Below are 23863 nucleotides of genomic sequence, written 5' to 3'. Positions count from 1 at the left end.
TTTTTAACGTAGTTCGGACTTAAGAAAATTTGGGCGAATAATTCGCTCTGGTCAATAAATTGTATATAGGAAATATAATAGTCTTTAGTTTCAATATAAAACGCGACCCGTTCGTTTTGCTGAGTTTCAAACACGACCTGTCGAATCGCGAGACAGCTTTAGTTTTAGAGAGCGTTCTACTAAGTTTCCCCGCATCGCTCCCTTTCGCGTTATACCTAATTCACGTTTTTTAAGTCATTTTTGAAGTTTTTTCTCACTAGAAACCTCCAGAATTTCTAAAAATTTATTTCGAAATTCATATTCTCTCTTGAAATTTTAACCAATCATGAACTAATTCTCTCTTCATAAAGAGAGGAATTTTTACGTGATTCAAAAGTATTTTCAAACAGTGTTATTTTCAAGTTTAGTTTTAGTAGGAATTTTATTGCCTGGAAAAGTATTTTCTCAAGCAAGTGATGCTGCAGCTGCGATTCAAGAAGCATGTAATCGTTTGGTAAACGAGGGAATGTACAAAAGTTGTAAAGCTGCTCCAGGCTTTTCCGCACACCAAGGTTATTATAGCCAATCGGCTCAAGTTAAATGTGAATGTATCAACAAAAAAGATAACAATAAAACTATTGTTACGATCAGTCTCGGCCAGTATTACTAAACATTTTTAAATAGCGTTCCTATTTTATCTTTATAAAATGGAGCGCTATTATCTAACACAATAATTTTATCTATAAATTTGATTGAGAAAAGATCCAAAACTTTCCTACCAGATTTTCCGACGTTTACCCAATCAGACTCTTTCACTTATACCAAAAATTCCTCGGCGTAAGGGAATCGGAATATTGTGAAAATGAACAACGGAACGTGAGAGATCCTATCAGATCATCGATCCCACAACCGATGTAGTTCTTCGAAGCTGCATTTCTAGAATCTTCGCTTCTTCTTATTGTCTTCACCTCACTATGACAGGCTCGACTCTCTTTTGTCGGTATTTAACGTGAGCAGGGCGTAAAAAAAATGAGAAAGAATTTTCTAAAAGTATGAGTTTCCACATTTAGGAATCGATCTGTAAAGTTCAGATTTTAAGTTTTTTCAGAAAAGTGAACCATGACCGAATTCACGTTAAAATATAAATTTGTGAGAGTTCCCACAGATTAAGTCGCATTACAAATTTTTAAACTTTCATTTTTTGTAATTCGAGTCGAAAGGTTCTATATTTATTTTTTATGAATAACTAGGTTTTTATAAAACGAATCTTTTACGCCGAACTTGCGTTATTTAACAGCACAGAATTCACTTTATGTTACGGACTGCTGTTTTTCGCACCTCCATTCAAATGGCCTAATATTCTCCCTTAGACATCTTGGTTGCCCAGAAACATCTGAGAATAGCTACCGGGCTCTCTGGCGTTTAACCCGGATCGGACTTTCACCGACAAGCTGGACGACAGCTTTCTAAAAAAGAATATCGCCCACGTAAGCAACCTTCTTCCCCAGTTTTCTCATTATGAGACATAATATGTATTATCGGAAGTTGTGAATATGTTTTTGATTTTTGACAAAATGGTAAAACCTTTAAAGTCTTCGATTTGCAAATTTAAAATTCTAATAAAATTAAATAAAGTTATAAAAAAGGTTATCTATTTAGATCTATATTCATCTTTTGAAAACATATTAATTAAAACAAAAAAAGGAAAAATTAAATTTTTTGGTTTTGGACCAATTGTAATTTGGAAGGCTCAAACTCTATTTATACAAGAACCTGAAACTATTGAATGGATAGAAACATTTTCAAACGATTCTGTTTTTTGGGATATTGGAGCTAATATAGGAAGTTATTCTATATATGCAGGAAGTTTAAATAAGAATTTAAAAATACTATCTTTTGAGCCATCCGCGGTAAATTTTTTTTTACTGAATAGAAATATATTTTTAAATGAGATGGACCAAACCATTAGCGCCTATCCAATCGCATTCAATGATCTTGATTCTCTTGGTTATCTCCATATGAATTCTGATACTCCTGGAGGTAATATGAATTTTTTTAGTGAAAAAGATATAATAAAAGAAACCAAAGTTAGAGGTAAGATCATTCAAATTAACTGTAGACAAGCCATGACATCTTATACAATCGATTCCTTCGTCAATCTATACAAACCACCTCTTCCGAATTACATTAAAATCGACGTTGATAGTTTTGGGGATAAAATTGTAAAAGGGGGCATGAAAATATTGAGTAATTCTAAGTTAAAATCAGTATCAATTGAACTTGACGATAATGAAATCGATTATGTTGATCGTGTTATTTCGATAATGCAAAAATCAGGTTTTTATAAAATTGAAAAACATCAACATGAAACGATATTTCATAATGGAAATTATTCTTCTTTTTATAATTATATTTTCTATAAAAAGTAATTATAAAAACCAAAATAGGTTTTTGTTAATACCAATTACTGCTCCCTATCAGACCTGGTAACATAAAAGTGGGCATTTTTTCACCAAGAATTGAGGTAAAAAGTGAGATAAAAAGAATAAGTAACTACTAGCCGGAATTTTGGAAACAAACAGTAAACCGGATGTTAAGCGGTTCGTTTACGATAAAAGAAGTAGCAGAGTCCTTAAGAGTGTTTTCAAGTGAACCTTCAATTTATTGATTGAAGTTGAAATTCAACCCGACAAACACCGAATTCGCCTAATCGTTTTTATGTAGAATTTCACACTATTGAAATGTAAATGATTGCTTACTTTATTATTTTATAGTTTTGAGTAACTCTTATAAAATTGAGTAACATGAATTTTCTTTCGAACCTCATATAAGAAAGAGTTTTTTTCAACATCAAGAAAATAATACTTTTAAATTTTATAATTCCACTACATCGATATTTTTCTACCAATTTATAACAAAAGAAAAGCACTTCATCATAAACATAACTTTAGCATCAAAAATTAAGCAAATTGATTAGTATAAACCATTAAGTAACATTAAATTCCCATAATACATATTATATAACATAACGAACATCCAAAAAAAATTTATTTTTTAACCGTAGCAATAAAAATTTATAAATTCAATATATTATTAAATACTAATTTATTATTCATTGGTATTATACTTAGAAAATAATTTTTCTAAATGCCTTGCCAATCTAACGCCTGCATTTGCAAGTTGATGTTTTACAACTGGTAATGCATTTTGAATGTACACGTCTGAAATCTTTGTAATCGAACGACCAATTGGAATTCCATCATAAGCGACATTGCGAGCAAAGTGAAAGCTTTGAAACGTCCACGCCTCAGGATTCATTTGAGTTTCCATTTGTGCAAAAGCTATGTCCGATTTTAACATAATAGTCACCGTGACTGGATTTGTACTAACATAATTTACTAAACTGGTATCCCACATACTATGCAAATTAGTTTTGCGTTTTCCAATTTGCACACTCACCCTATTCCCTCCAAGATCATTGTTTCTTTCCGCGGTATGTAAAGGTTGATGTAAATCCCCTATAAAATGTACTACAAAAGAAAGAGCCTGCAATCGTTTTGCTTTTGTCTGAGTTGTATCCGCTAACACACTACTCCATTTATCAATTTCAGCTACTACGCAAGTAGATTTACAAATTTTTTCTATATCGTCATGGGTAGGATTCGTCAATGAAACCGGAATGTCTATAAAGTGCCAAGGACCCGTATTTGTTGGAGGTGCTGGACTGGTAAAAACTTGACTACAAACCGGACTCATCTCTCTTTTTTGAGACTGGAATGCTTTTAACTCGTCTGGACAGGTAGAAATTTGTTCTAAAGTTAAATCTCCTAAAATATCATTTATCGGATCAAATTTCTTAGAATTTATCAATAATTGTTGAGCAATAATTCCAATCGCGCGATGCCCCTCCCATCCCCAAGCATAAACATTAGAATTATATAATAAAAAAATAATCACAAAAATTAAAAATTTGATCCGAAAAAAATCCTTTTTCATAAAACTCCTTTTCTTGAATTGAATTTGCTAAAATACGATTCTTTTACAAGCAAATTTTTTAAAAACTTAATTTTTTACAAAAAAATTACTTAAGTATTATATTTTATTTAAATTTAATCCTGTATACTTTTTAATTCATTACTTTTGTACATTTTTGTTTTAATATAAATGTTTTTATTGAAAACTCTAACAGTAAGTTTACGTAAACAAACATTTAAGTGAAAATTATTTGATCCTTATAAAATTGATTACCAGGTTTTTATCGAAAAAACCTATTCCAAAGTAAAATTCTGTGTTTAGATCAAAATTTTATTTTGTATCAGAATTAGAGGTTCTATAAAACGGATTTGAATAGATGTATCCGGAGGAAAAAACTACTTTCATGATCACATATTCGTCTTCGTTTCGAAATTGATAAAAGGACCGAAATGCCAATTTATCTTCTTTGAGAATTTTTCCATTTTTTCCGATAAACATTATTTTAAGAAATTTATCTGGAAACTCCGCCATAATCAGATCTTTCGTTAATTTTAATTCGGTAATTTTAGGATCTTCCATATAATTCGCAATCTTGATTACAGAAACGTAATTTCCTTTTTTAAGATTCCGAATAATTTCATCTCGTTCTATTGAATAGGTATTCAATAGGATATAACGAACAAAAGCTTCTCCTTCATTTTGATCCGAAAAAGTAAGTTCATGAAAAATTCTCTGATAAAGCGGAAGTTTCATAGCTCGAATCAATTCTCCGGGAAAATAATGTAGATCATCCCCACTCGTAGCAAGCACCGGAATTCCTTGGTCTAAAAGTCGAATCCAATCTTCGAAAGTATCTCCATAATTAGAAAAAACTTCTACAGCATCTATTCCTCGTAAACGTTCTAAAATTTTATAAGAAATGGATCCTTCTAAACCAGGATGACTAATCACGATAAAAGCTCCCGATTTTTGTATCTGATCAATTGTCCATTGTATGTTTTCTTCAGAAGCATAAAGAGGAAAAAAATCCCGAATTAAACTTTCGGCACCTAACGCAAGAATATGTTTTCTATTAAAATCTCTTCCCCATTCATATCCCGGAAAAAACTTAGGATTCTTAGATTCAGTTCCGCTGATTTTTAAATAATCCGTAATACTGATTAGATCATATTTTTTTTCTAAATATTTTTCCTGAATCTCTTCTGGAGAACTTCTAAAAGGAGAAAAACCGTCCCGATCCGAATGAAGGTGAAACGCCATTTTCAACCATCTATGTTTCGTTTCAGAATAAGGAGAATGAATCTTATCTCCTTTGAATGGAAAATTTTTGATCGATCTGAGTTCGTTTGTTAAAATAAAAGAAGTAAGAAGATGTATAATGACAAAAAAAGTAAACGCGCCTAAAACTTTATATAGGACTCTAGGATGAATTTTTCTTTTAAATACCATGATAAATTCCATTTCAAAACTTTCGCATTTTCTGAAAAAAAATATTCTTTTCTTTTTCAATTTTTATATTCGGATTTTTGAGAAGTTTTTTTAAAATGTCAGAGATTTGTAATCTTTCATTTACAGATTATTTAAATTGGTTTTCCAAGGAGGTATTTTATGCCAAAGGTTTTGGTCCCATTCGCGGAAGGAATGGAGGAAATGGAGGCAGTTATCGTAGTGGACGTTCTTCGTAGAGCCGGAATAGAAGTTTTAAGTGCGTCCTTAAAAGAAGGTCCGGTAAAAGCATCCAGAGGAGTACGTATTTTAGCAGATATAACGTTAGGCGAAATTAATTTTGAAGATTTTGATATGATCGTTCTTCCAGGAGGTGGAGGCGGAACAAAAGTTTTAGGTGCAGAACCGAAAATTTTGGAACTTCTCAAAGACGCAAAAGAAAAGAACAAATGGATCGCCGCGATTTGTGCGGCTCCTAGTATTTTAGTACATCAAAATATTTTAACATCTAAAGATCGTTTTACTGCATTTCCAGGAATTATATCTAACAACTCCGGTTATACTGGTTCCAGATTGGAAATTTCCGGAAAAATAGTTACGAGTATAGGTCCCGGCTCCGCGTTCGAATTTGCTTTAGAACTCGTTAAAATACTTTCTGGGGAAGAATCCATGTTAAAGGTAAAATCAGCTCTTCAACTGGCTTCATGAAAGAATTTATAGCAAAACACAAAAATAAACTCCGAAAAATCAGTGCAATTTCTGGAGCGGGTATTTCTGCTGAAAGTGGAATTCCTACATTTCGCGGAAAGGAAGGTCTATGGAAAAATTTTAGAGCAGAAGATCTTGCAACTCCTCAAGCTTTTTCCAAAAATCCTAAACTAGTCTGGGAATGGTATCTTTGGAGAAGAAATATCATCAAGACCAAACGTCCCAACCCTGGACATTTTGCACTTGCGGAATTAGAAAGAATACATCCAGATTTTTTTCTAATCACTCAAAACGTGGACGGTCTACATTCTCAAGCAGGTTCTAAAAAATTAACCGAAATTCATGGAAATATTTTTATCAATCGATGTATTTCATGCGGACAAGAATCTAAGGAAAAAATATCCGAAAACACAACGTCTCTTCCTCCGCAATGTCAAAATTGTAATTCTTTTTTAAGACCGGGAGTCGTTTGGTTCGGAGAAAGTTACGACGATCCTAAATTGAATCTTTCTATCCAAAGAATGAAACATACGGATCTATTACTCGTTCTTGGAACCTCTGGTTCCGTCAGTATGCCTGTTTATCTATCACAAATCGCAAAAGATTCCGGCGCGCTTCTTGTAGAAATCAATCCGGAACTTTCTTCGTTTTCATCTTCCGTAGATTTGTTTCTGCAAGGCAAAACGGGTGAGGTTTTACCGGAATTAATACGAGAAATTTTAGACAATCTATCCTAACGTCTCATTTGACTTATGTTAACTTGAGTACGTCGTAATAAAATCTAGGCGATCCGGCGCCTGCCTATAACAGCCGGACTGGGCTCTTTAGCTCTGGTTAATAAATTACATACAGAAGACGTTATACAACAATCGTCTTTAGTTTCAATTTCAAACGCGACCCATAGAGAGCCATAACCAACCCCACAAGTTGAATAGGATTTTAGAATCAAAATTGAACTAAAGCAAAACGCTTTTTGCGAAAGCGTTGGAAACTCAACACAACGCTCTCTACGGATCGCGTTGTGGGCTCAAAAACGCACATTTTTCAAGTGTTCCGACAAGAATGAGTCTTTTTACTTGCAAAAAACATGTTTTTCTGATAGAGAAAAGTTTTCCGAATTTCTCCACCTGAATTGCGACCCATGGGAAGCAATTCATTGAGTTGCCCCCACCCAAAAATAGGGAAAACTAAAGCACAACGCTCTCTATGAATCGCGTTGTGGGGTGGGAACTAAATTTTACAGAGGATTTGTCGTAATTCCCACAAGATTTAATATTGAAATCTAAATACTTGTGGATAAGGTTATGATAGAGAGCGTTTTGCTTTAGTTTCAAACGCGATCCGTAGAGAGCCATTCAGGAAGCGTTTTATTTTAGTTCAAGAAGCGAGACGGTTTTAGTTCTCTCGTATATGAATGTAGGAATTACTACTTTTAGAAATTTTTTTTTACACAGAACTCACGTTAACTAAAATTCAGAAAGAATTCAAACCCTTCATTACGAAAAGAGAATCCTAAAGTTTGAAATCCAAATACATATCTAATTTTTCAATGAAGATAAAATCCGTTCTAAACCTAAACAGAACTTTTTCAGCTTAATCTTTTAATAAAAGACACGTGTAAATAAATACTTTTCACGCGAAGAAAAATCTTCCCTATTTCTGTAATCTTTTGAATATGAAGTCGGCGTAGTCATTAAAACAATTCGGAGACATATGACCAGGATCGCTAAAATCGTCACAATGATACTCCTCATCTTCGTTCATGTTCCAAAAAGAAGTCTCGGTAGATTCATGCAATTTTTGTAAAATAGGAATCATAATTTCGTAGGGAGTTTTTTCATCTTGATCGCCCATCGAAACTTTTTTAGTTTTATAAAGTTCAAAGTAAGGACGAGCGACTCTTACCCAAATCATAGCGTAGGAAATTCCCATTTCTTTGACAATTCGAATCGCGTCTTCTTGGTTTGCGAGCATCTTCGGATTGAACGTAAAAATACCTAAATAAGATTTAAAATCAGTGTTCGATCTTTTTTTAAGAAGCTCCGCAGGCAACACAACTCTGGGACTTGAATCCGAAGTGGCACTACCTCTTTGTCTTTTAAGATTTTCCCAAATTTCGGAACGCAGTTTACTATAACCTTTTGCTAAAATTCCTCCTTCTTTAGCCCGAGCACGAATTACGCTCCATCTAGGACGGTTTTTAACCGTATGAAATAATTTTTTGACTATATAACCAGTAAGATCCGAATTAGAATAACGATCTGAATGTCTCAATACAAAAAGAGGATTTAATCCGTAAAAAAGAACCTCGTCCAAGGTCAAAATAGAAGAAGAATTAAAAATTTCTATCGATTCGTCCATCAAGATAAAATCCGGTTTTACGCCATCGGATTGAAAACGTTCCAACCAATACAAATAATAATCGGGAGATCCTCCGGGAACGGAAAAATTGAACAAAACCCAATCCGGATATTTTTTTTCTATATAATCATTTCTAAATAAAAGTGCTCTGGAATTTCCAAAATAAACCAAAACTTTTTTACGGTCCTTTTTTTTCAGATAATCTTTCAATTCTTCAAAAAGAAATTCCTTATGTCTGAAATTCAAATCGGAAAGACTCAAAGAATAATAAGGTTCAAAAATTGTGGAACTAATTAACTTATCGATTCCAAACGAGATCACAAATATAACAAAAGGAATCAGAAGAAATCGATTTCGAAACATTCCATTTTCCTAAAATTTATAATAGATAAACGCGCTCGAATCTTCCGAAAACAAAGCGAGCAAAAAAACGGAGACAACGCCAACTAACGTAAGAAGCCAAGGATCGTATTTTCTAAATCGTTTCCAAAAATCCGGAACATACTGAACCCAATTGAAAAACACCAAACCCAAAAAAAGGTAAAAGAATTTTTCTAAATTTTCCATTTGATTGAGTATAAAGAAGGAATTTCCATCAATCAAACTTCCCGCATTTCCTAACCAGGATAAGGAAGACAAAACAAGTTCAGTTTCAATTTTATTCGGAACATTTTCGAAAATTCCGAATACGTGTTGTATCATAGTCTTTGCGTTATTTGCCCGAAAAAGAATGGCCCCGAAAGAAAAAAGCAAAAACACAATCCAAACCTTGACTATCTTTAAAACAAAATTTTTATCGGGAGTCAGTTTCCATCCTAAAGAAGTTTCTAAATATCTTTCTACAGCAAGTAAAACTCCCCAGTAAAAACCCCACGCGATAAAAGTATAATCAGCACCGTGCCAAAAACCTCCAATCGTCATGGTTAAAATTAAGTTTAAATGTGTTCTCCAAACCGCTACCTTACTTCCGCCTAACGAAAAGTATATGTAGTCCCGAAGCCAAAAAGACAAAGTTATGTGCCATCTCTGCCAGAGTTCTCTTCCGCTTAAGGAAAAAAAAGGAGCCTTAAAATTTTCAGGCAGATAAAAACCTAACAACGCCCCTACTCCTCTTGCCATATCGGTAAGACCCGAAAAATCACAGAATACCTGAATCGAATACCCGATCCCTGCAAGAATCAAAGAAGTAAAATCATACGTTGCAGGATTGGAAAATACGGGAGAAATCAGTCCAGAGGCCGGATCTGCAATCAGAACCTTTTTGATCAATCCGCCTAACATCAAATAACAGCCGTTATAGATTTTATCTCGATCCGGTTCTAAATTATTTAAGTTCGGAAAAAAATCTCCAGTCCTCATGATAGGTCCGGCGATCAGAACAGGAAAAAATAATACGAATAAAAAGTATTCTTTTAGAGAAATCGTTTTTCCTTCCTGATTTCTTCCCGCGTCCACAGCCGCAGCGATCATCTGAAAACTATAAAAACTAATCGCAAGAGGAAGAACAATATGTATGATTCCCTGTATCTCCGTAAAAAACGGATAACCAGTTAAATCCGCTAAAACCCTAGAAAAAAAATAAAAATATTTAAAAAATCCCAGATTGATACAGTTGAAAAGAATCGATACGATCATCCAAGACTTCGGATTATTTTGAGAAGTTTTAATACGAATATAAAAGAAATAGTTGAGTAAAATTACAAAAAAGAAATGAAAAAAGAAAATCCAAGAAAACCAAATGTAGAAAAAAGCGCTGGAAAGAATCAAAAAATCGGGGCGCCTTTTTTTAGAAATCGACCAGTAGATACAATAAACAATTGCAAAAAAAATCGCAAAAGTAATCGAATTGAACAACACGGTTTATCTACCCTTCCTAAATAAATTTTTCCAATATTCCAATTCTTCGGAACTCAGTTTTTTATCTTTGAATTCTTCTAGATCGATTTTCTGTTTAGAAGGGAAAATTTCCGCGGTGATGATGGATGCAAATTCTTCCGAAGAAATCGGATAAGCACCCCATTTTTTTGCGTGATAAAAAATTTCCTTATCCGAACTGACTACTTGAACATCGGCCGGACGAATTTGAGTTCGAACAAATTCCTTAATCAAGTCATCCGCCTTTCTATCTAGACTATAATATACGTTCAATTTTCCGAATGTTTCTTGGAGAACTTCGTTTCCTATTTCTTTTTTTCCGTCAAAAAAAACGTGAAAGTTTTGTTTTTTCTTTTTTTTGGAATACAACTCCATCCATTCCAAAAGAGTTCGTCTGGCATCAGAAAGTCGATTTTGATACATGAATTCTTCCAAATCTGGAAATTTATAGATCAGATTAAAACCGTCAATCGCCACTTGAGATGACATGGAATTGTAGTGACCAAAATCCCATTCTCTCAAATACTGTAAACCATCCTTTATTGAGAGATTATAACTAAAATGGCTGATTCCGAACGTTTTCCGGTCAGGATCAACAGATTTAACATTTGGCATTTTTATCTTTGGTTCCGTGCGCTTCCTGGTTCTGGAAGAGACGTCTTTCTACTTTCTTTTGCCGTTTTAGACGTTCTACTTCTTTTAATTTACAATTCTTATAAAGAAATCCTTCCAAAAGAATTATACGTCTACGTGATCGGTTTTGATTTTTTTGTCTTAACGATTTGGATTCTGGAACTCATTTCAAAATTTAGAAAATCAAAAGATCCAAGTTCCTATTTTTCTATGAATTGGTATGAAATAATAGGAGTCGTTCCATTTTATTTTCTACGTCCTTTTTTGATTCTAAGAGGAATCAAATTACTGATCGCATTCTACAAGTTAGGTCAATCCGGACAAAACCTAAGCGATATTGTCACCAGAGAAATTACTTTCCGATTTAGAGATGTGATCGTAGATACAATTGCGGACGCAGTTTTTTTACATTCTTTGGAAAGAGTAGAAGAAGTGATGATTCGTCTAGACTATAACGGGCTAGCCAAAAAAGCATTTGAACTTCATCAAGATCGATTCCACGCAAAGGTAAACGAGTCTCTTCAATCTAAATTTTTATTGGGAGAATTATCTAAAATTCCGTTCATGGGAGAAATTTCCAAAAGATTAGGAGAAGATATAAGTTCTATGATTACGGAGATTTTGGAAAACGAAGTCACCGGCGAAATCATGAAACAAGTCACGGAAGGTATTTTGAAAGAAATGGCAAATCACGTAAAAAAACTACCTATCGAAAGAATTACAAAACCTTTAGAAACGGAGTGAGTAAAAATAAGCCGTCGTTAAATCTACGTTCGGCGAATATGATCTAATTAAAATTAAAAATTCATTTTATAAAGATTTCTGTGCGTTTATTTCGAATTTTGGAATCCAAATTCTTTAAAGTTTCTCAAAGAAAAGCTAAAATTTTTAGAATTCAATTACGTTTTATGAATTTAATAACGTTTCCCGAAATTGCGACTATTTTAGATTTTATTCGGGAAGTTTCATAAAAAACACTTGCGGTCCTATTTCGAACGTTTAAAATTTTTAAATCTAAAGGAGTTATTATGAAATCTGTAGAAACCTGGTTGGACGAGTACGGGGAAAGCCATCAAAATCCTATCAATAAAAATATACATTGGATTTGTGTTCCTTCGATTTATTTTACGGTCGTTGGACTTCTTTGGGCAATCCCAGTTCCTTCGATTTTTCTATCCGTACCTTACTTAAACTTTGCAACGATCGCTCTTGTTTTGGCGCTTGTATTTTATATACGACTTTCGCCTACATTGGCTTTTGGAATGTTGATTTTAAGTTCTTTGATGATGTATCTGATCATTCTTTTACAAAGAACCCTTCTGCCAATTATGATCGGAAATTATTCTTACGGAATTTTGGAATTTTCAATTACGATTTTTGTTTTGGCCTGGATCGGACAATTTATCGGCCATCAAATTGAAGGTAAAAAACCTTCCTTCTTTAAGGATCTTCAGTTTTTAATGATCGGCCCGATCTGGTTACTTGGATTTATCTATAAAAAGATGAAAATCGCCTATTAATTCGTTCCAATTCAAGTACGAAAAAAATCGATATTCATCAGTATCACTTTGTACAATACAAATTATCAAAAAAATATCCCGAGGGAATTCGATGCCTAAGATAGTAAATCATGAAAAATACAAAACGGAGATACTAGCCAAATGCGTGGATATTCTTGCAAGAAGAGGATATTCCGCGGTTTCTATGAGGGAAATCGCGGCGCGGAGTTGGACGTTTCCACAGGAACGTTGTATCACTATTTTGCCACCAAAGAAGATATATTTAAGGAATTGGTTAAGTTCGTATTAAACAAAGATATTGAAGAATTACAAATCCACTCTAAAGGAGATCTAGGAGAAACTTTAGAAACCAGAGTAGAATCCCTTTTTCAAATGGTTCAAGCAAGAGAAGCGTATTTTCAAAATCTACTCTACATCATTTGTGACGTTTCCAGATTAAAAAATCATGAAGAGGAAAAATCTTTGATCGCGGATACCATCAAAGAATACGTTCATATCATAACAAAACATTTAGGAATTACAAACCCCGCTCTCAATCGAATTCTAATCAGCGTGATTTTAGGAACCGTAGTTCAAAGAATCCTAGATTCGGAGGGGATCAGTCTTTCGGAAACTTCGGACATTGTTAAAGATTTTTTATCGATCCTTCTTTCCAATTCGTTTACATTCTGATTTTCTAATAAATCTTATAACGATCCTTTACCGTTTTGATTTCTTGACGAATTCGGGTCTGGTTCCAACCAAGATGTCTTCCTAACGATCCGAAAAGTCTATTTATTTCTTTTTCTTCCAATAAACCCGGCACACCCACTCCAGATCTACGAAAGAAAAAATCGGTGGCAAATCGTATGTCTTCTCTATTTGTGATAAATTTTACTTCGCTTTCATAAAATTTTTCTCCGTTTTGAAGAATATAAAATTCTTCTTCCGGTTTACCCTTTTCAAGTATTCGATACGATTGAGACCCATAACGAAACGCTAAAGTCTCGATCCATTCTCCATTAAATTTAGTAAATTTTTTCTGTAGATCCTTGACAAGTGAAACAAGATCGGAATAATTTCCGGTAGAAGGTGGAACCGAGGAAGTCTCACAAACTCGAAAATTTCCCGGAAGATAATCGGCTACCTTATTGACTACTTCTTCCGCTACACTACGACTCGTTGTATATTTCCCTCCCATCGCCGTCAAAAAACCCGGAAAACCAAGTTCTCTATGATCGATGATTTCCGTCTTTCTGGAAGTATTGTATGTAGACCTGCCCTCACCTAAATCTTCTACAAGAGGTCTCAAACCTCCGTAATAAAAATCCACGTCTTTTAAAGTCAGATTTGTATATCCAAAACAATTATTGATTTCGTTTAACAATTCTTCTATATCTTTTTTAGTAACTCTAAAACGATCCGGATGATCCGTATATTCTGTATCCGTCGTTCCGATGATCGTTTTGTTTCTCCAAGGAATTACAAAAAGATGTGTACCGTCCTTTTTTTTTGTTACTAAAATTTTATCCCCACCAATTTTTCTGGTAACTATGTGTATTCCCTTGGATCTTACGAGGTGTTTATCAATTTCAACTCCTGCAATAGATTCCACAAAATCCGCCCAAGGTCCGGCTGCGTTAATGACCGTCCTAGTTCTATATATAATTTCCTTTCCTGAAATTCTATCTCTTGCAATGATTGTGTATAAAGAATCATTCGAACGAGTGATAGAAACCACTTCTGTATAATTTTTTGCTTCCGCCCCTCTTTCCCTTGCAGAAAAGATAAATTCACAAGTATGTCTTTCTGGATTGATGTTTAAATAATCATAATATAAGTAAGCCCCTTTTAGTTTTTCTTGTTGGATTGTAGGAGATTCTAAAAGTATTTGTTCTTTAGAAAGAAAATCATATTTAGGAATCAATCTATCTTTACATATATTTGTATTGCGATCATAAGACAGAGCGTCGTATAAAATCATTCCGAACTTCAAAACAACCCTCTCCACGTTCGAATAAAGTGGAACCAGAATCCCCATTGTCTGAACCGCTTGCGGTGTAATTCTGGCCAAAGTAGCCCTTTCTCTCAAAGATTCTCTGACAAGTCCAAACTCTAAATTTTTTAAATACCGTAATCCTCCATGAATCATTTTAGACGTCGCCTGACTGGTTCCAGAAGCGTAGTCGTTTTTTTCTAAAAGAACCGATTTCATTCCTCTCAAAGTGGAATCCCAGAGTACATGTGCTCCTGTAATTCCTCCTCCGATCACTAACAAGTCATAGACGGAAGTTTCTGAGTTTCTAAATGATTTTGTTTTTGAAGAAGATAACTTTTTATTGGTTGGCATATTCATCTCGATTTTTTAGAAATGAAACGGATTCTTCCGATTTTAAACTCGAAAGGATTCGATCATTGGTTTATAAGATATTTATTTTTTCGATTTGTTTCAAAATATAATCTTCTATTTGAAAAAAATTGAACATACAGTTATCAACGGAGATTTTCAAAGCGTTATGTTTTATACGGAACTCAATTCTAAGATAGATTATACAAGAGAAAATCTAAGATGGAATTCTTGGGGAGCTTACGGTCAGGACTTTTTTAAAGTTGGACAGATGCAAGAGATCCTAAAATTTTTATCAGTCGAACTTCAAATTTCGGAAATACGAAAAACTCCTCCAGTCGCTCTGGAAGAAATCACTCTTCCTAAGTCCTCTTTCACACAAACTCAGATTCGAGATTTGAGTAAAATCAGCGGTGCAAAACATTTTTCGATCGAAAGGAGAGAAAGGATTCTTCATTCCGCTGGAAGAAGTTATTACGACGTATTAAGACTTTCGTTCAACTCTCTTAAAAATTTCGTAGACGGAGTGATTTATCCAGGTAAGGAATCTGAAATTTCCAAAATTTTAGAATACTGTTCTAAAAACCACATCACAGTAATTCCTTATGGAGGTGGCTCTTCCGTAGTGGGAGGTTTAGAAGTAATCAAGGGTAAAGGACAAAAACAGGTCCTTTCTTTAGATACTACTCGAATGAATTCTCTTTTATACTTAGATTTGGAAAGTCATTTGGCCACGTTTCAAACCGGGATCTACGGGCCTCTTTTAGAGACATCCTTAAATGAAAAAGGATTTACCCTAGGTCACTTCCCTCAGTCTTTCGAATATTCTACGTTAGGTGGTTGGATCGCAGCTCGAAGCGCGGGGCAACAATCAAATCGATATGGTAAGATTGAGGAAATTCTTACTAGTTTAAAAGTAGCGACTCCAGCGGGTACGGTCGAAACTCTGAAAGAGCCTGCCTCTTCAACGGGCCCTGAGTTGAATCGAATTTTTGCCGGAAGTGAGGGACTGCTCGGAATTATCACAGAGGCTACGATCAAAGTTCATAAACTTCCGGAAACTAGAAAGTATTTTGGAATTCTATTTCCTAACTTTGAATCAGGAGTTAATTTTATTCGAGAAGTCAATCATAGGGAAATTCCGACTTCTATGATCCGTCTCTCCGATTCAAACGAAACCCGTCTTTATCAAACGTTAGGCACTATTGGTAAAAAAAATACACCGATCCGCTGGCTCAAGAACCAAATTCAAAATTTAATTTTAAAATGGAATTCCCTTGGTAGAGACAAATGTGTAGTCTTACTTGGATTAGATGGCGCTCGAGAAGAAGTATCTCGAAATTTTTCAAGGATCCAATCGATTCTTCGTAAGCATAGAGGGCTTTACGCAGGAACTCATTTAGGGGAACAATGGATTCATTCCAGATACAATATGCCTTTCCTTAGAAATCATTTGATGGAAAACGGAATCGGTGTGGATACTATGGAGACATCCACTACATACGATCGGGTTCTTCAACTTCATAAAGAAGGAATTGACTCTTTGAAAAAATCAATTCCGGGTTCGATCTCTATGTGTCATATCTCTCATAGTTATCATGAAGGAGCTTGTTTATATTTCACCATTCTCTTTCCTATGGATGAAAAGAAACCCGCAGAACAGTGGTTCAAAATGAAACGTTCAGTTTCAGAAACTTTTTTTCAAAATGGCGCTCCTATCTCCCATCATCACGGAGTCGGTTTTGACCACAAAGTTTGGTATGAAAAAGCAACTTCCAAACCTGCGTTGCAAGGTTTGAAAATGTTCAAAAAAGAAATAGATCCAAAGGAAATCTTAAATCCGGGGAAAGTATTTCACTAAAAGTAAGAGTTCCTACATTTCTTAAATTAAAAAATGAACTTTCGTAAAACGAAATTTTTAACCCCGAGCTAATCTAATGTGAATTCGGCGTAAAAAAGCTGGGAGAATATAAGCGAAATTAACTTTTGTATTGCAGATCTTAATTTGGTGAAGAGAGTTTTTTTTTGAAAATGTGGGAACTACTACTGCAGGCAGAATGATTTAAAATCACAAAAAGAATCAAAAGAGATGTAATTTGTGGGAACTACCATAAAAATTTCGTAACAAAAAGGATTTTAAAAACCATAGATAATGTGAGTTCGACGTAAGAAAATCTGGGCGAATAAAAAAATCAATGCAATAACTCTCTGAACTTTACAGATTAATTTCTAAAATGTGGGAACTACCACAGATCACGATTTTACGAATGAATTCTAAAATTGTAGGAACTCATACTTTTAAAAAATTCTTTCTGATTTTCTACATGGGATTTACGTTAAAATAAAATTCATGCAAGAATTAAATTCAGCGAATTCAAAATGTGACGTAATCTGTGGGAACTACCACATTCAATCGATCCTTTAAAAAGAGTTCACACTAAAATTTGGGAACAGGTTTCGGAAATTTTTAAAAACCCAAAGAACTTCGCCATTCAAATTTCTGATGGAAACACCGTTTTCTGGTCATTACAAAAATTGAAAACCTACTTCATAAAGGTTTTCTTACAATAAAATTCTTTCTAAATTTAAGATTCAATTTCCGAAAACAAGATAAACTTCAGTTAATTATTTTATTAAAATATTCCAATTTACTGAAATATGGGTCTTCTTTTTTCTAAGATTGACTTCATACCTTCCTGACCATTTTTAGAAAATATGGCCTCCGAAATCAGTTCAACGTCTCTTTCCGCGTTATGTTCCGCAAAAACACGAACAGGATCACGCAAAGAAACTTTAATTCCAATCACGGAACCGATCGCCATATCCTTGAACTGATCACAGTATTTTCGAGCACGAGTTATAAGATCATCCGAAGAAACAACCTCATCAATCAAACCGATTTCCAAAGCCTCTTCCGCTTTGAGAGCTTTTCCGGAATACAAAAGATCTCTCGCTTTCGTAATTCCTACGATTTCCTTAAGCATAAAACCAGGAACCGCGGGAAAGTTGATTCCAATCTGTGATTCTGGAAAACAAAACCTTCCCTTTTTTCCCACCATAATTCTATAATCAGAAAAGATCGCAAACACCGCTCCCAAACCCATAGAATGTCCGTTCATCGCACAAATTACCGGTCTATCCAAAAATAAATATTTAGATGCAGTTTCCAAAGCGATACGCATAACGTTTTTGATTTCTTCCGAAGATTTATCTACAAAAATTCCGGGATTAAAACCGTTGGAAAAAAACTTTTCGTTTTTAGAAGTTAAGATGACCGATTTGATCGACTGATCCTTAGCGATTAAATCCAGTTTTGCGGAAAACGTTTTGAAAAATTCTACGTTCAAAGAATTCACTTCGTTAGTTTCAATATAAAACTCCATAATATGACCATTTCTGATTTCGGAAAGCATATTCATTTCTCCTTATTTAACAACCCACTCTACATTTTTTATAAATTTCAAATAAATCAAAGAACATATTTCCCAAAATGATTCATTATTTATTTAATATATTCTAAAACATGCATTTAGTTTTTTAATCTATTTATAATTTTAGAATCAATCCTTAAATTTATTTTGATAGGAATTACAGATCTTTATATTTTAAAATTGAAATTTAGAAGCAGAAATCGTTTCGGAAAGAGAAATTCTTTTCATTTTAATCTCTATCTTATTTTGATCCAAATTGGTTTTCGGTTCTACGATTCTTGTGATTGTGTTTTTTGGAGGAAAAGAAACCGTCCCTTGAACCTTTGTAATCGCCTTGAGATTACTTTTTTTAGAAAGTAATTCCACAGAAGAAATTCCAAAATCAGTCGTCCAAAAAGTAATGTCTTCCCCAGGTTTTTTAACAAGAATCGCCTTTTCAGAAAGATTCACATAAATCGGATCCGTTCCCGCAAGACCGGAACTATTGTTGGATAAAAGAGAATATAAAACCGGAAATGGAATTGTAGATTGTTTTTTACCGCTTGGATCTTTAAGAAGAATATCTCCCATCGGAAGAACCTGCGTTCCGCCATTTGCGGTTTTGATATGAATCGAATTTCCGTCCGTATATACTCTAGATACAATCATTCCGAAAAAAGGATCAGCAAGTTCTATATACATCTTCCCGGAAGGTTTATCGTAAAAGATCTTTCCATCCGCAGAAAAATTTTCCTTTTTGGGAACAAAGTTTTCTATCCGCATAGAAAATTCTCCCGAATAAGAAGAATTTTTAGCCTCTAAATCTCTGACTGCTTTCAAAATTTTGGCCGCCTCCGGATTTTTAGAAGATAGGAATTTCAGATTTCCTTTGTCTGGAAAAGAAATTTCCTCAATTTGAGTAGTGGTACAACCCCCGCCGCTCAAGATTGAAATAAATATTAGAATATTAAAATATACTTTAAATTTCATAATAACTCGTTTTTTTATTTGTTATTTTGTCGAACACCGGTTTGTATTTTTTTTTGAATCCTGGAGATATCTTCCTTCTTTTTAAAAAGTTTTAGACTTTTTTCCCAATAGGCGACTGCGTTTCCGCCTTGGTTTTTTTCCTTATAAACGTCTCCTAAATGTTCTAAAATGACCGGATCTTCTCCCCCCTTGTCCTTTAAAATTTGATAGGCAAGTTGAAGATGTAAAAGTGCTTCTTCGTGATTTCCTAGTTTGAAAAAAATCCAACCTAGGCTATCCTGATAAGCCTCGTTGTCAGGAGCAAGTTCCACAGCTTTTTGAACGAGAGAGAGAGATTCTTCCAAACGAACCCCTTTTTCGGAAAGATAATATCCCAAATAATTGTATGCAACCGGATTTCCTGGATCGATTTCTATCGATTTTTTTAGATCCTTTTCCATAAATTCCTGTTGTTCCAACCTTTCATGAACCGAGGCCCTATAAAAATAGTAGACCGCGTTTTCCGAATCCGTTTCTATCGCTACATTCAATTCTTCTAATGCTTCCTTATATTTTTCGTTAGAAGCCAAAACGACCCCAAGTAAATATCTAGCATAGGCCATTTCTGGACGAGTTTGTAAAACGTTACGAATGAGTGTTTCCGCTTCCTCTTTTTTATCAGGAGGATCGTTTCTAAGTAAATAAGCAAGGTGCAATTGAAACTTAAGTTTTTCTTCTTCCGCTTTAGAGTTTTCTACTGCTTTTCTTGACATCAAAATCGCACGATAAATATAACCCGATTGTTCATGACAAGAAGCAAGAAAATCATATATCTCCGCTTGATTCCATTCTGAAGATTTATCGGACACGGACAAAGCCCTTTGTGCGATTCTTTCCGCAAGTTCAAATTGCTGCATCCCAAACACAAGTTCGGCGACTTCTTTGAGTTCCTTCAGAAATACAGAAGCGTTATTCTCCTTTTCATACACGTCCAACATAGCTAGTCTAATCGCTAAACGGCTCGAAAACTTCTCTTTTATTGGTAAAAGCAAAACTTTTGCTTGTTCACTTTTACCCTGAAGAATTAAATAAAGTCCTTCTAAAACTCCTCCTTTAGGAATTTTAGAGTTTTTATTAAGAATATTAAAATATTCGAATGCTGATGACCTACTCTCTATAAAATACATTTCCGCAAGAAGATGTTCCACGGAGGATAGATTTTTTTTAGTCTTTAAAATTCTGTTTAGTTCTTTGCGGGCAGAGGAGAATTTACCCAACTGATTCCAGATTTTTGCAAGAGTCAGTCTTGCAGAAAGATCGTTGGGGTTTTGATATAGATAGGAATTTAAAAAATAGAGCGCCTTTTTAGGTTGTGCATTTGCAAAATAAATCTCACCCAAAGACTTATCCACAAAAGATTTATATTTTGGATTTCCTTCCCGGTTTTGAATAGTATCGCTCAAAGAAGTCAGATAAAGAATTGCTCTCGGATAATTTTTAAGTTCCTGATTGAGAGAACCCAAAAGATAAAGAAAATCGGAATCTTCCGGAAAACGACTTAAATTTGTTTCTAGAAAGTCACTCGCCTTTTGAAATTCACCAAAACGAATTAAAATTTTAGCCTTTAAAATATAACTGTCTCTAAAACTCGAATCAGAAAGAATTGCTGCATCTACTTCTTTGGAAGCATCTTCCAGTTGTCCTAAGAAAAAATGTACACTTGCTTTTGCAACCCTGGAAACCGGAGAAACTTCTTTTTGTAATTCTGCGGAACAACGGATATATCGATCGTAATACTCCAAAGATTCTTCGTAGATCTTTTTAGATTGTTCCTGAAATTGAATTCTTGCTGCATTCGTCTGTCTTTCAAATGCAAGAGAAAGAAAATATTCTGGAGGTAAGTGCCCACATTCTGATTGAGAAAAAACGGATATTGGAAAAAAACAGATTCCAAAAATCAAAGATACAAAAAAAACGAAACGGAAACCGGCTTTAATATTTGCTTGATTCATTCGGGTAACGGAGCAGATTTGAAAAGAATGTTCCATCTATCAGGAACCATCCTTTTCATAGGCCCGGAATTTCATTCTGAGATCGATCCATCCAGGAGTCGAATCAATTTTCCAATCTCGGAGAGTTCAAAACTTTGTTAACTTACATTCGAGAAAATAGAAAGTACATACTATTCCTAATTTTTGTCTGGATCATCGCAACCGTATGGATTCTTCCCAATCGGTATCGATTACTAAATAGACTCGCACTGATGATTCGACCTCCCGGTTACGACCCAAAAACGGCGGAAGAATTTATAAAAAAGGGGAATTCTATTTTAGAAAAGGAAATCGCCTATCAAGATTTAGGTGAACGGATTCCTGATTTGAATGTGATGCGTGAAGCTTGTTTGTATTACTATTCTTTGAGCGAAATAGATAGGGTTTTATATAAACCTTCTTGGACCGATTCTATGTCGATCTGGAGATTTAAAGCCGAAGAAGAATCCGGAGATAAAAAAAATTCGTACAAAACACAATCCAGAAGTCCTATCACTGGGAGTTTTAATCCGGGAGATTATTGGAAAGTGGTTTCTCCAAACGTATTGGAAGCTCTAGATTATTATAAAAGAGCTTTGAACTTTTCAGGACCGGATTTAAACGTTCCTAAAAAAATCGAAAAAACCGCCCTAGCGGTTTGTCGTCCAGAAGAAGTATTGTTAGCATACGCGGATTACATTCGAAATACGGAAGAAACGGTTCGAATCGTAATGGAAAAAACTAAAAAGCCTAAATCTTTTTTTTCCTGTAATCAAATAGAAGAACAACCGAATGTATTGACTGAAAAACAAAACCTAATGAGGGTCTGGTCTCAGATCAAATTCAATACATTTGTAATCGATCCGGATCGAAATCTAAAAGTTAACGCAAACGATTTTAAAAAAGCGCTTAATATTCTTGCATTTGGAATTTATAAAACCGGACTCAATTCAATTTCTCCTATAGAAGCAGACGGAGTTTTAGAAAAACTTCTATTTTTTTCCGATCCAAATACGGTAGAATATGATGAATTACTAATGAAACGAGGAATGTTAAACTATCAACTGGGCAAACGAGATCCCATGTTTTTTGATAAAGCAATTTTTTATTTTAGAGAATCTTCCAAGTCGATTCACTTAGACAAGGGTTCTGTTTTTGAATCTAGACTTATGATCGCACGATCAGAAATTCGTAAAGGACAACTAGACCCGGCTCTGTTAGAATTACAACAATTAGAAACGGAGCTTTATACGATCGATAAGGCTTATAGAGTCACTGGCAGAGGAAGAAGTGATCTATTAGAAGATCGTAAAAAACTACTTAGATACGTTTTGAGAAAAAAGGGAAGATACGAAGAAGCGGATGAACTTTATGTCGAAGAAGATTCGATACTTTGATTACAACGCGACCCACCCTCCCTTTACGGATGTACTCGTAAAAATTCAAAACGATTACTTCTCCGATTTTTACAATCCTTCCGGTCCGACTCGGTTTTCTTTAGCCCGTCAAGGAAAAATAGAAGAAGCTCGTAAAACCTTAGAATCTTATACGGGTAAACCTACAAAAGAATTCGTTTTTTCCTCCACGGGAACCGAAGCCAATCATTTACTTACAAAATCAATCCGAGGAAAATTTTCGAATTCTGCAATCGTTTCCTCTTTAGAACATTCTTCTTTATATTCTGCTTTAGAATTTGTTGGATTTGATTTTCAAAAAATCCGTTCCCTATCTTCTGGTGAAATCGATTTAGATCATTTGGAAGAACTTTTAAAAATAAACCCTTCTCCGATTTTTATATTACAAGTCGCTAATGAATCAGGCGTAATTCAGCCCTTGGAAAAAGTTCATCTGCTTGCTCAAAAATATTCGGTCCCGCTTTTTTCGGATTTGATGCAATCCTTTGGTAAAATTCCAGTTCCTTTTGAGTTTTTAGACGGTTTTACTTTTTCCGGTCATAAAATCGGAGCAGGAATGGGAGCTTCCGGAACTTGGGTTCGATCCGATTTAATTTCTGAAAAAGAATATGCAATTTTTAGAGGAGGAAATCAAGAAAACAACCACAGGGCCGGAACTGAGAATTCTCCCTCTATATTAGCACTTTCTGAAGTACTAAAACATAGAATCTTAAAACAAAAAGAAAAAAACGAACTTTTGAATAATTTTCAAACTCAAATAGAAGCCGTTTTGGAACAATGTAATTGTAAAATAATAGGAAAAAATGCAAATCGAATTCCTTCTACTTCTTTTTGTATTCTTCCCACCGACGATGTTGACTTTTTTATGATGGGAATGGAAGAAGCTGGTTTTGTAATTTCTACAGGCTCTTCCTGCAAGTCTAGATCTAGAGAACCGGCGTCTTCCCTTTTATCCATGGGCTTTTCGAAAGAAGAAGCGTTACGCGCCATTCGAATTTCAACTGGTTGGTTTACAACTCAAGAAGAAGTGAACCAACTTTGTATTCAGATTCAAAATATTTTACAAGCTTTGACCTTGTAAAAAAATAACTTTAAAAATTTTAAGTTATTTCGTTTTGACTTCCGTGCTTCTATATCGAACTGTTTCAGCATTTACATAATTTCATTTCGAATTTGTATCACACTAAGAAAATTGAAATTCTCAGATCAAATCTGC

General features: G+C 34.4%; 18 protein-coding genes and 1 pseudogene. 10 read left to right on the top strand and 9 right to left on the bottom strand.

The annotated features are described in order from the left end of the window. Nucleotides 1-364 precede the first annotated feature (364 nt). Together LEP1GSC049_RS221515 and LEP1GSC049_RS221520 are read left to right on the top strand one after the other, a co-directional pair. Nucleotides 365-649: a hypothetical protein gene (locus LEP1GSC049_RS221515; RefSeq protein WP_004752454.1), complete on the top strand. Its 285-nt coding sequence runs from the start codon at nucleotides 365-367 to the stop codon at nucleotides 647-649. 883 nt (nucleotides 650-1532) lie between these two features. Further along, entirely contained in the window at nucleotides 1533-2408 is an 876-nt protein-coding gene (locus tag LEP1GSC049_RS221520) for an FkbM family methyltransferase (protein WP_004763175.1), read from the top strand. A gap of 679 nt (nucleotides 2409-3087) precedes the next feature. Here the strand turns inward: LEP1GSC049_RS221520 and LEP1GSC049_RS221525 are convergent. Then, nucleotides 3088-3975 carry a S1/P1 nuclease gene (locus tag LEP1GSC049_RS221525; RefSeq protein WP_016560453.1) on the bottom strand — a complete coding sequence of 296 codons (888 nt, stop codon included), beginning with the start codon at nucleotides 3973-3975 and terminating at the stop codon, nucleotides 3088-3090. 309 nt (nucleotides 3976-4284) lie between these two features. After that, the gene (locus tag LEP1GSC049_RS221530) at nucleotides 4285-5403 is read right to left on the bottom strand and encodes a PHP domain-containing protein (protein WP_004751991.1); all 1119 of its coding nucleotides are present in this window, start codon (nucleotides 5401-5403) and stop codon (nucleotides 4285-4287) included. Nucleotides 5404-5562: 159 nt separating this feature from the next. Here LEP1GSC049_RS221530 and LEP1GSC049_RS221535 point away from each other — a divergent pair, with 159 nt between their 5' ends. After that, a complete protein-coding gene (locus tag LEP1GSC049_RS221535) occupies nucleotides 5563-6108 on the top strand; it encodes a DJ-1 family glyoxalase III (protein WP_004751987.1) in 546 nt (181 codons plus the stop codon). Continuing rightward, nucleotides 6105-6845, top strand: a complete 741-nt coding sequence (locus tag LEP1GSC049_RS221540) for an SIR2 family NAD-dependent protein deacylase (RefSeq protein WP_016560510.1) — start codon at nucleotides 6105-6107, stop codon at nucleotides 6843-6845. The genes LEP1GSC049_RS221535 and LEP1GSC049_RS221540 overlap by 4 nt, the downstream gene beginning before the upstream one ends. A 916-nt stretch (nucleotides 6846-7761) precedes the next feature. On the opposite strand, the gene LEP1GSC049_RS221545 is transcribed toward LEP1GSC049_RS221540, so the two are convergent. From LEP1GSC049_RS221545 to LEP1GSC049_RS221555, 3 genes are read right to left on the bottom strand one after another with little or no spacing between them, the layout of a single operon-like run. Then, nucleotides 7762-8832: a DUF1574 domain-containing protein gene (locus tag LEP1GSC049_RS221545; RefSeq protein ID WP_004752161.1), complete on the bottom strand. Its 1071-nt coding sequence runs from the start codon at nucleotides 8830-8832 to the stop codon at nucleotides 7762-7764. Between the two features lie 9 nt (nucleotides 8833-8841). Continuing rightward, nucleotides 8842-10326 carry an MBOAT family O-acyltransferase gene (locus LEP1GSC049_RS221550; RefSeq protein ID WP_004752194.1) on the bottom strand — a complete coding sequence of 495 codons (1485 nt, stop codon included), beginning with the start codon at nucleotides 10324-10326 and terminating at the stop codon, nucleotides 8842-8844. Between the two features lie 3 nt (nucleotides 10327-10329). Then, entirely contained in the window at nucleotides 10330-10833 is a 504-nt protein-coding gene (locus LEP1GSC049_RS221555; RefSeq protein ID WP_016748717.1) for an NYN domain-containing protein, read from the bottom strand. Between the two features lie 72 nt (nucleotides 10834-10905). Between LEP1GSC049_RS221555 and LEP1GSC049_RS221560 the strand changes: the two genes are divergently transcribed. The 3 genes and pseudogenes from LEP1GSC049_RS221560 to LEP1GSC049_RS02000000224480 all read left to right on the top strand — a co-directional run bounded on the left by LEP1GSC049_RS221560 (nucleotide 10906) and on the right by LEP1GSC049_RS02000000224480 (nucleotide 13169). Then, the gene (locus tag LEP1GSC049_RS221560) at nucleotides 10906-11721 is read left to right on the top strand and encodes a hypothetical protein (protein WP_004758918.1); all 816 of its coding nucleotides are present in this window, start codon (nucleotides 10906-10908) and stop codon (nucleotides 11719-11721) included. A gap of 284 nt (nucleotides 11722-12005) precedes the next feature. Continuing rightward, nucleotides 12006-12497, top strand: coding sequence for an Mpo1 family 2-hydroxy fatty acid dioxygenase (locus LEP1GSC049_RS221565; RefSeq protein ID WP_004751979.1), 492 nt, complete (start codon nucleotides 12006-12008; stop codon nucleotides 12495-12497). Nucleotides 12498-12588: 91 nt separating this feature from the next. Further along, nucleotides 12589-13169: pseudogene (locus LEP1GSC049_RS02000000224480) on the top strand (TetR/AcrR family transcriptional regulator). Nucleotides 13170-13173: 4 nt separating this feature from the next. Here LEP1GSC049_RS02000000224480 and LEP1GSC049_RS221570 read toward each other — a convergent pair. Next, complete coding sequence (locus tag LEP1GSC049_RS221570) at nucleotides 13174-14826, bottom strand: glycerol-3-phosphate dehydrogenase/oxidase (RefSeq protein WP_016560474.1); 1653 nt, start codon at nucleotides 14824-14826, stop codon at nucleotides 13174-13176. A 166-nt stretch (nucleotides 14827-14992) separates the two neighbouring features. On the opposite strand from LEP1GSC049_RS221570, the gene LEP1GSC049_RS221575 reads away from it, so the two are divergent. Next, nucleotides 14993-16684: an FAD-binding oxidoreductase gene (locus LEP1GSC049_RS221575; protein ID WP_025175870.1), complete on the top strand. Its 1692-nt coding sequence runs from the start codon at nucleotides 14993-14995 to the stop codon at nucleotides 16682-16684. A 787-nt stretch (nucleotides 16685-17471) separates the two neighbouring features. Here the strand turns inward: LEP1GSC049_RS221575 and LEP1GSC049_RS221580 are convergent. The 3 genes from LEP1GSC049_RS221580 to LEP1GSC049_RS221590 all read right to left on the bottom strand — a co-directional run bounded on the left by LEP1GSC049_RS221580 (nucleotide 17472) and on the right by LEP1GSC049_RS221590 (nucleotide 21214). Then, the gene (locus LEP1GSC049_RS221580) at nucleotides 17472-18236 is read right to left on the bottom strand and encodes an enoyl-CoA hydratase/isomerase family protein (RefSeq protein WP_004758684.1); all 765 of its coding nucleotides are present in this window, start codon (nucleotides 18234-18236) and stop codon (nucleotides 17472-17474) included. 192 nt (nucleotides 18237-18428) lie between these two features. Beyond that, a complete protein-coding gene (locus tag LEP1GSC049_RS221585) occupies nucleotides 18429-19223 on the bottom strand; it encodes a LolA family protein (protein ID WP_004758656.1) in 795 nt (264 codons plus the stop codon). A gap of 14 nt (nucleotides 19224-19237) precedes the next feature. Then, nucleotides 19238-21214: a tetratricopeptide repeat protein gene (locus LEP1GSC049_RS221590; RefSeq protein WP_016748714.1), complete on the bottom strand. Its 1977-nt coding sequence runs from the start codon at nucleotides 21212-21214 to the stop codon at nucleotides 19238-19240. 134 nt (nucleotides 21215-21348) lie between these two features. Between LEP1GSC049_RS221590 and LEP1GSC049_RS221595 the strand changes: the two genes are divergently transcribed. Continuing rightward, nucleotides 21349-22629, top strand: coding sequence for a hypothetical protein (locus LEP1GSC049_RS221595; protein ID WP_016560485.1), 1281 nt, complete (start codon nucleotides 21349-21351; stop codon nucleotides 22627-22629). Further along, complete coding sequence (locus tag LEP1GSC049_RS221600; protein WP_004752347.1) at nucleotides 22604-23728, top strand: cysteine desulfurase family protein; 1125 nt, start codon at nucleotides 22604-22606, stop codon at nucleotides 23726-23728. The genes LEP1GSC049_RS221595 and LEP1GSC049_RS221600 overlap by 26 nt, the downstream gene beginning before the upstream one ends. Nucleotides 23729-23863 lie beyond the last annotated feature (135 nt).

Origin of the sequence: Leptospira kirschneri serovar Cynopteri str. 3522 CT (genome assembly GCF_000243695.2) — a bacterium.
GTDB lineage: Bacteria > Spirochaetota > Leptospiria > Leptospirales > Leptospiraceae > Leptospira > Leptospira kirschneri.
This window is presented reverse-complemented; position numbering and strand designations above follow the sequence as displayed.